Here is a 10,260-nt window from a genome sequence, read left to right on the forward strand (position 1 = left end):
GCGGCGATCTGGCGCGCTGGCGCGCCGACGGCAACCTGCAGTACCTGGGCCGCAACGACGATCAGATCAAGCTGCGCGGTTTCCGCATCGAACCGGGCGAAATCGAAGCCGTGCTGCGCGGATGCGACGGCGTGCGCGAGGCGGCGGTCGTGCTGCGCACGCACGGCGACGACAAGCGGCTGTTCGCCTATCTGGTCGGCGACGCGGTGTTGAGCGCCGAGCGCCTGCGTGCTGCGTTGGCCATGCGTCTGCCCGACTACATGATCCCGGCCGCCTATGTGCAACTGGATACGCTGCCGCTGACGCCCAACGGCAAACTCGACCGTCGCGCCCTTCCCGCACCCGACGCCGATGCGCTCGCCGTGCAGGAATACGCGCCACCGGCAGGCGAGTTGGAAACCTTGCTCGCCACCCTGTGGAGCGAACTGCTCGGCGTCGAACGTGTCGGCCGCCACGACACCTTCTTCGCCCTCGGCGGTCATTCGCTGCTGGCGGTGCGGTTGATCTCGCGCATCCGCAGCAGCCTGGGAATCGAGCTGCCATTGGCGACCCTGTTCGCACAGCCGTGCCTGACCGATCTGGCCCAATCGCTGCACGGCGCCGCCGCCAGCACCTTGCCGGCCATCGTGCCGGCCGACCGCAGCGCGCCATTGCCGTTGTCTTTCGCCCAACAGCGGCTGTGGTTCCTGGCACAACTCGATGTGCACGCAGACCTGGCCTATTTGATGCCCAACGGGTTGCGTCTGCGTGGCAAGCTCGATCGCCACGCGCTGCGCCAGGCCTTGGACCGCATCGTCGCCCGCCACGAGACCTTGCGCACCCGCATCGGCCTGCACCAGGACGAACCGGTGCAGCTCATCGGCGCCGATAGCGTCGGCTTCCCACTGATCGAGCATGATGTCAGCGGTCATCCAGATCCCGAAGCCGAGCTGCTGCGTTTGGCCGAATGCGAAACCAGCACACCCTTCGACCTGGCCCACGACAGCCTGGCGCGCGGCCAGTTGCTGCGCCTGGGCGACGACCACCATGTGCTCTTAATCACCCTGCATCACCTGATCTGCGATGGCTGGTCCATGGGTCTGCTGGTGCAGGAACTGAACACCCTGTATGCCGCGTTCGTCCAGCACCATCCCGATCCGTTACCGCCGCTGCCACTGCAATATGCCGATATCGCGGTGTGGCAGCGCCGCTGGATCGATGGCGAGGTACTGCAACGCCAGCGCGACTTCTGGATGGAACATCTGCACGACGCTCCTGCCCTGCTGGAGCTGCCCTGCGATAGGCCCCGGCCGCTACTGCAGGATCATCGCGGCGAAGCGATGGCGCTTGCGTTGAATGCTCAGCTGAGCGCATCGCTGAAAATCTTGAGCCAGCGTCACGGCACCACCGTGTTCATGACCTTGCTCGCTGCCTGGGGCGCCTTATTGGCGCGCCTGTCCGGACAGGAGCAGGTCGTGATCGGCACCCCAATTGCCAATCGTACCCGCAGCGAACTGGAGCCGCTGATCGGCCTGTTCGTCAACACTCAGGCGCTATGCATCGATCTGCGTACAGATCCTTCCGTGGCCGAATTGCTGGCTCAGGTACGCGCCACTGCGCTGGCCGCGCAGGCGCATCAGGACATCCCCTTCGAGCAGGTCATCGAAGCGATAAACCCGGCACGCAACCTCGCGCATCGCCCGGTGTTCCAGGCCATGTTCACCTGGCAGAACGCCTCGATCAGCGAGCCGGACCTGGCGCTCCCGGGGCTGCAGCTGCAGTCGTTAGCGCAGCCCCTGTCCGCGCTCAAGTTCGATCTGGACCTGGCACTGGAAGAGCGCGATGGCTGCATCGTCGGCAGCCTGGGCTACGCCACAGCGCTGTTCGATGCAACGACGATCCAGCGCTGGTGGCGCGGCTTCGCGCAGGTGCTGCACGCGCTGACGCGCGACGATACCGCTCGCGTCTCGCAACTGCCCTGGTTGGATGCGCCACAGCGCGAGCAATTGCTGGCCGACTTTGGCACTGGCGACATGGCCACTGTGTCCGAGCAGCCGCTGCACCGGTTGTTCGAAGCACAGGCACGCCAGACGCCGGATGCCATTGCGGTGGTGTCGGAGCAACCTGGCCTGCGCTATGCCGCGTTAGATGCCCAGGCCAATCGACTGGCGCAACGCCTGCGCAGCGTGGGCTTGCGTGCCGGTCAACGCGTGGCCATTGCGCTGCCGCGTTCGGTTGAGTTGATTGTTGCGCAACTGGCCGTGCTCAAGTGCGGAGCGGCGTATGTGCCGCTGGACGTCGATCATCCCGACGAGCGTCTGCTTGCGTTGATCGACGATGCGCAGGTGTCTGTGCTGATCCACGCTGCCGATAGTGCGCTGGCGCCTGCTCAGGTGGTGTGCCTGGTGGTCAATGACCTTGACGATCTCGAGGGCAGCGACGACGACATCACAACGCCACCAGCGATCGCCGTGCCGGCCACAGCCGCGGCCTACGTCATGTACACCTCCGGTTCCACCGGCACACCGAAGGGTGTGACGGTGTCGCATGGCGCGGTGGCTAACCTCGTCCTGCAGGATGGTCCAGCACGGCTGCGGTTCGACGACCGCGTTGCTTTCGCGTCCAACCCTGCCTTCGACTCGGCCACGCTGGAGGTCTGGGGCAGTCTGCTCCATGGCGCCACTGTCGTCGTTGTTCCTGCGCCGGTCATGCGCGACCCACATGCTCTGGGCACGTTGGTGGCGCGCGAACGCCTGTCGGTCTTGATCCTGGTCGCCGGCGTGCTGCGCGCCTATGCCCCAGCAATCGCACCGCAACTTGGCACCCTGCGCCTGCTGCTCACCGGTGGCGATGTCGCCGATCCGCACGCGCTGACAACGGTGTTCGAGGCCGGTGGCGCGACCACCGTCTTGCAGACTTACGGTCCGACCGAGAGCACCCAGTTCGTCACCGCGTTGGCGTTGCAGCACGCGCCCGATGCAACCCGACGCCTGCCGATCGGTCGGCCACTGGCCAATACCCGGCTTTATGTGCTCGATCGCCACGGTCAACCGGTGCCAATTGGTGTGACCGGCGAACTGCATCTCGCCGGTGCGCAGTTGGCGCAGGGCTATCTGCATCGTCCTGCGCTGACTGCCGAGCGCTTCGTCCCCGATCCGTTCGCCGAACAGCCCGGCGAGCGCATGTACAAGACCGGCGACCTCGCATGTTGGCTGGCCGATGGCATGCTCGATTTCCTCGGCCGCAACGATGCACAGGTCAAGATCCGCGGCTTCCGCATCGAGCCGGGCGAGATCGAAGCGGCACTGCGCAGCTGCGCTGGCGTGCAGGAGGCCGTGGTCATCGCACGCAATGACACCGGCGAAAAACGCTTGGTCGCGTATGTGATCGCAGATCAGAAAGTCGCGCCTGTGGAGCCGGCGACCTTGCGCACCCAACTGGCCGCACATCTTCCCGACCATATGCTGCCAGCCGCCTACGTGCAGCTCGATGCATTGCCACTCACCCCCAACGGCAAACTCGATCGCGCAGCGCTCCCGGCACCCGACGATCAAGCGCTGGATCTGCACGCCTATGTCGCCCCGCAAGGCGAATTGGAACAGGTAGTGGCCACGCTGTGGAGCGAACTGCTCGGCGTTGCACAGGTCGGCCGCCGCGACGACTTCTTCGCGCTGGGCGGTCACTCGCTGCTGGCGGTCCAATTGGTCTCACGTCTGCGCCAACAACTCGACGTCGAATTGCCGCTGGCCGAGGTGTTCTCTCATCCGCAGATGGCGCAACTGGCCAGCAGGCTCGCCAGCGCCGCGCCGCAGACCCTGCCACCGATCGTTCCGGTTCCGCGCGACCGTCCGCTCCCACTGTCTTTTGCCCAACAGCGGTTGTGGTTCGTCGCACAGCTCGACCCGCAGGCTCACCTTGCCTATTTGATGCCACTGCGCATCCGCCTGCGGGGGCCGCTGCACGGCACGGCCTTGCGGCGCGCACTCGATCATCTGGTCGCTCGGCATGAGCCACTGCGCACGCGCATCGGCGTGATCGACGGCAGCGCGGTGCAGCAAATCGCGACGGCCGACATCGGCTTCGCACTGACCGACATCGATCTATCGCGACATGCCGAACACGACGAGGCCATCCAGCGCCACGCCGAACAGGAGACGACGACCCCGTTCGATGGCGCGGATCGCACGCTCGTGCGCGGGCGGCTGCTGCGTCTGGCCGATGCCGATCACGTCCTGCTACTCACCGTGCATCACCTGGTAGCCGACGGCTGGTCGATGGGCGTGCTGGTGCACGAACTGGGCACGCTATACGCCGCCTTCGTGCAAGGCCGGCCAGATCCGCTGGCGCCGCTGCCGATCCAGTACGCCGATGTTGCGGTGTGGCAACGCAGTTGCCTCGGCGAGGAGGCGCTGCAGGACCAGCGCCGGTTCTGGGTCGATCACCTGCACGCTGCGCCATCCGTGCTGGAACTGCCGACCGATCGCCCGCGCGCCGCGCAGCAGGACTACCGCGGCGATAGTCTGCAGATCGCGTTGGATCCAGCCCTCACCGCTGCGCTGACAGACCTGGGCCAGCGCCACGGCAGCACCCTGTTCATGACCCTGTTGGCCGCCTGGGGCGCGCTGCTGGGGCGCCTGAGCGGCCAGGACCAGGTCGTCATCGGCACGCCGATCGCCAACCGCACCCGCAACGAACTGGAGCCGTTGATCGGCCTGTTCGTCAACACCCAGGCGCTGCGCATCGACCTGCGCGGCACCCCCTCGTTCGCCGACCTGTTGGGCCAGGTGCGCGCCACTGCGCTGGCCGCACAGGCGCATCAGGACCTGCCATTCGAACAGGTCATCGAAGCGCTCAACCCGGCGCGCGACCTGGCCCATCACCCGGTGTTCCAGGCCATGTTCGCCTGGCAGAACGCGCCGACGCCCACCCCCGCGTTGCCGGGTTTGACGGTGCAGCCGATCGTCGTTGCCGAGAGCTCGATCAAGTTCGATCTGCAACTCACCCTGCAAGTGCACGAGGACCGTATCGTCGGCGGCCTGAGCTACGCCACCGCGCTGTTCGACCGCAGCACCGTGGAGCGCCACCTGGCCCAGTTCGTGATGCTGTTGCAGGGCATGGTCGCCAACGACCGCGCATGCGTTGCGCACCTGCCGCTGCTGGCGGACGACGAACACGCGCAGTTGCGAGGCTTCAACGCCACCGCCACCGACCTGGGCGGCACGGGCTACCTGCACCGCGCCATCCAAGCGCAGGCGCAGCGCACGCCCGACGCCATCGCCGTGACCGACGACCACGGCACGCTCAGCTATGCCGAGCTCGATGCCCGCTCCAACCAGCTCGCCCATCACCTGATCGGCTTGGGCGTGGTGCCGGAAAGCAGCGTCGCCGTGTGCCTGCCACGCAGCATCGACCTGGTCGTCGCCCTGCTGGCGATCCTCAAGGCCGGCGCCGCCTACCTGCCGCTGGACAGCGACGTACCGGCCGCGCGCCTGGACACCATGCTCGCCGATGCGCGGCCCTGCGTGCTGCTGGCCCATCGTGAGACCGTGGCACTGCTAGAGCAATGCGCTGATCGGCACACCGTGTTGCTGGACGCCGACGCCGACGCCGCGTTGTGGGCCTGCGCTTCCACGCAAGCGCCCACGGTGGCACTGCACCCGCAGCACCCGGCCTATGTCCTCTACACCTCCGGCTCCACGGGCACGCCCAAAGGCGTGGTCACCACCCATGCCGGCATCGACAACCGCCTGCAGTGGATGCAGCAGCACCTGCAGCTGCAACCCAACCGGAGCGTCTTGCAGAAGACCCCGGTCGGCTTCGACGTCTCGGTCTGGGAACTGTTCTGGCCGCTGCGCGTGGGCGCGCGTCTGGTGCTGGCGGAACCGGGTGGGCACAAGGATCCAGCCTATCTGATCGACCTGATCGAACGGACCGGCGTCGACACCGTGCACTTCGTGCCGTCGATGCTACGGGTGTTCCTGGATGTCTTACCGCAAGGCGCATGCGCCAGCCTGCGGCGCATCGTCTGCAGTGGCGAAGCCTTGCCGGTGGATCTGGCCAGCACAGTCCGCGCACGTCTGCCGCAGGCGCGCCTGTACAACCTCTACGGCCCGACCGAAGCGGCGGTGGACGTCAGCGTCTGGGAATGCACCGCGGCCGACACCAGCTGCGTGCCGATCGGCCGACCGATCGCCAATACCCGCCTGCACGTGCTCGATACGCACGGCCAGTTGGCACCCATCGGCGTGGCCGGCGAACTGCAGATCGCCGGCGTGCAGCTGGCGCGCGGCTATCTGGGTCGCCCGGACCTGACCGCCGAACGCTTCGTCCCCGATCCGTTCGCTGACCAGCCCGGCCAGCGCATGTACCGCACGGGCGATCTGGCGCGCTGGCGCGCCGACGGCGCGCTGGAGTACCTCGGCCGCAATGATCACCAGGTCAAACTGCGCGGCGTGCGCATCGAACTTGGCGAAATCGAAGCCGCACTACGTGCTTGCGCCGGCGTGCGGGATGCGGCCCTGATGCTGCGACAGGACAACACCGGCGAACCGCGCCTGGTCGCCTATCTGGTCGGCGACGCGAAACACCTCGTGGCCGACGCACTACGCACGCAACTGGCCGCACGTCTGCCCGAGACCATGCTGCCCAGCGCCTACGTGCCGCTGGACGCGCTGCCGCTGACCGCCAATGGCAAGCTCGATCGCCGCGCCCTGCCGGCGCCGGACGCCGATGCGCTGGCCACGCAGACCTACCTCGCCCCCGACGGCGAGCGCGAAACCTTGCTCGCCGCACTGTGGAGCGAGCTGCTCGGCGTCGAACGGATTGGCCGTCACGACAGCTTCTTCGCCCTCGGCGGGCATTCGCTGCTCGCCATCACCTTGATCGAGCGCTTGCGTCGGCACAACCTGACACTGGACGTGCGCACCCTGTTCACCCACACGAGGCTGCTGGACATGGCCGCCCGGCTGCAAACCGGACACGTGGACGTCCCGCCCAACCGGATCGCCGCCGACTGCACCAGGCTCTCTCCCGAACTGCTGCCGCTGCTGGAGCTGAGCCAAGCCGACATCGACACCATCACCGTTGCAGTGGACGGCGGCGACGCCAACATCCAGGACATCTATCCGCTGGCGCCACTGCAGACCGGCATGCTGTTCCATCACCTGGCCAACGCCGGTGCGGACGCGTATCTGCAAACGAGCCTGATGGCGTTCGACACGCGCGATCGTCTGGACCGTTTCCTGGCCGCACTGAATTGGGTGATCGCTCGCCACGACATCCTGCGCACCGGCTTTGCGTGGAACGGCCTGCCGCATCCGGTCCAGGTGGTCTGGCGGAATGCGCCGGTGCAGGTGCACACGCATGCGCTGGACGACGCGAGCGACGTGGCGGCGGCGCTGCAGGCCATCCTGTCGTCCAGGCACTACCGGATCGACCCGCAGCGGGCGCCGCTGCTGCAGGCGCACCTCGCCTACGATCCCGTGCAGGCGTGCTGGCTGTTGAACCTGGCACATCACCATCTGGTGATGGATCACACCACGCTGCAGATCGCGATGGAGGAAATCGACGCGTATCTGAGCGCGCGTACGCAGGCCCTGGCAGCCCCGGTCCCGTTCCGCAACTTCGTCTTCGAGATCGGCAACGGCGTCGCGGAGGCAGAACACGCACGCTTCTTTACGCAGACGCTCGGCGACGTGGACACGACCACCGCGCCCTTCGGTCTGACCGACATCCACGGCGATGGCGCACGGCTGCGCACTGCGCAACAAGCGCTCCCGGCCGCGCTGGCAACGGCGATCCGTCGGCATGCGCGGCGGCTCGGCATCAGCCCTGCGGCGGTCTTCCACCTCGCCTACGCATTGGTGCTGGCCATCGCCAGCGGCCAGGACGACGTGGTGTTCGGCACCGTCCTGTTCGGCCGCATGCGCGGTGGCGCAGGGGCCGACCGCGCCATGGGCATGTTCCTCAACACCTTGCCGCTGCGGCTGCGCCGCGACGCCACGCCGGTCGAACAGGCGCTGGCGCAGACCCATGCGCGCCTGGCGGCCCTGGTCGAACACGAACATGCGCCACTGGCGCTGGCCCAGCGCTGCAGCGGATTGGATGCGACGCAGCCGCTGTTCTGCGCGCTGATGAACTATCGCTACAGCAGCGGGCGCGATGCCGTTCGGCACGCGCCCGAGGCTGGGCCACACGCGCGGGCCTTCTGGGAGGGCGTGCAGGCGCTGGGCAAACGCGACGTCAACAACTATCCGCTGACCCTCTCGATCAACGATGGCGGCGAGGGGTTCACGCTGGACGTGAGCCTGGACCACAGCGTGCCTGCCGAACGCCTGTGCGACCTGATGCAGCACACCCTGGCGCACCTGATCCAGGCGCTGGAGCAGCATCCGCAGGCCCCGTTGCATACGCTGCCGATCCTGCCGGCGTCCCAACGCGACGCCGTGCTGCACGGGGCCGGCGCCGCGCCGGCCAGCACTGCGGCGCGCTGCGTGCATGTGGCGGTACAAGCCCAGGCGCAGCGCACGCCGCAGGCGCTGGCGCTGGTGCAAGGCCAGCAGTCGTTGACATACGCGCAGCTGGACGCCCAGGCAGTGCGACTGGCCCGACAACTGCAGACCCTGGGCGTCGGGCCGGATACGCGGGTGGCGATCTACCTGACCCGCAGCAGCGCGATGGTGGTCGCCTGGCTGGCCACGCTGAAGGCCGGCGCCGCCTACGTGCCCCTGGATCCAGCCTATCCGCCCGAACGCCTGGCCTACATGCTCGACGACTGCCGACCTCGGGCCGTGGTGACCTGCGCCGCGCTGGAAGGGCAACTTCCGAGCTGCCGTGCGCTGCGCAGCGCACGGGTGCTCACGATCGACCCCTCGCAACCGACCGACGCAGCCGAGCCGGCGACGACTGTTGCCAGCACCGTCGCGGACGCCGCGCTGGCCTACGTGATTTATACCTCCGGCTCCAGCGGCCGTCCCAAAGGCGTGATGGTCGAACACCGGCAGCTGGACAATCTGGTCCGCTGGCATGGCGAACGCTTCGGCCTGCAAGCGGGCGTGCACTGCAGCGCCGTGGCCGGGCTGTCCTTCGACGCCGCCGCCTGGGAGCTGTGGCCGGCGCTCTGCCATGGCGCCAGCGTGCACCTGGCGCCGGCCGACGCGTCAGCGGACCCATCGGCCCTGCTCGCCTGGTGGCAGGCGCAGACGGTGCAGATCGGCTTCCTGCCGACGCCGCTGGCCGAACTGGGCCTGCAACAGGCGCAGTGGCCGGCTGGCCTGCGCACCCTGTTGACCGGCGGCGATCGGCTCGGCCCGCTACGTCAGCCGCTGCCGTTCGAACTGGTCAACAATTATGGCCCGACCGAAAGCGCGGTGGTCGCGACCTCGGGGCGAGTCGACACCGGCGACACCCTGCCCGACATCGGCAGCCCCATCACCGGCGTGCGCGCTTATGTGCTGGATCGCTGGGGCCAGCCGGTTCCGCTCGGTGCGGTCGGCGAACTGCATGTGGCCGGCGCCAGCCTGGCCCGCGGCTACCTGGGCCGCCCAGGATTGACCGCCGAGCGCTTCGTGCCCGACCCGTTCGTGGCGCAGGCGGGGCAGCGGATGTACCGGACCGGCGATCTGGTCCGCTGGACCTCCACGTGCGCACTGGACTTCGTCGGCCGCAACGACCAGCAGGTCAAGGTGCGCGGCGTGCGCATCGAACCGGGCGAAATCGAAGCGGTGCTGCGCAACGCACCGAACGTGCGCGAGGCGGCGGTGCTCGCCCATCCGGCGCCAGAAGGCGGCATCCGCCTGATCGCCTACGTGACCGGCCGGGCGGAGATCGAGGCGCTGCGTGCGCATGCGGTTGCGCAGCTTCCAGAGGCGATGCGCCCGGTGGCGTACGTGGCGATGGATGCGCTGCCGCTGACGCCCAACGGCAAGCTGGATCGCAACGCCTTGCCGGCACCGGACGCGCACGCCTTCGGCGTGCGTCCCTACGCGCCCCCGCAGGGCCCGGTGGAGGAGTGCCTGGCCGCCCTGTGGAGCGACTTGCTCGGCATCGAGCGCATCGGACGTTACGACAACTTCTTCGACCTCGGCGGGCATTCGCTGCTCGCCATGCAACTCGCCTCGCGCGTGCGCACCCGCTTGCATGCCGAGATGCCGCTGGATCGCTTCTTCGCCAACCCACAGCTGCATGAACTCGCGCAACACGTGCTGGCCAGCCGCCTGGAACGGCGTGCGCAGGCAGATGCCGAGACGCTGCTCGCCCGCGCCAAAACTGGAGCCTGATCGA

Annotated in this window: 1 protein-coding gene (running past one end of the window); it reads left to right on the top strand. The window is 67.9% G+C overall.

The annotated features are described in order from the left end of the window. Positions 1 to 10,256, top strand: partial view of a non-ribosomal peptide synthase/polyketide synthase gene (locus M0D43_RS22075; RefSeq protein ID WP_343231765.1) — the final stretch only. 12,292 nt of this gene lie to the left of the window's left edge; 10,256 of the gene's 22,548 nt are visible here — the last part of the coding sequence; its start codon lies beyond the left edge, outside the window; it ends in the stop codon at positions 10,254 to 10,256. The last annotated feature ends 4 nt before the right edge of the window (positions 10,257 to 10,260 follow it).

The organism is Xanthomonas prunicola (assembly GCF_025266575.1).
In the GTDB taxonomy this organism is placed as follows: domain Bacteria; phylum Pseudomonadota; class Gammaproteobacteria; order Xanthomonadales; family Xanthomonadaceae; genus Xanthomonas; species Xanthomonas prunicola.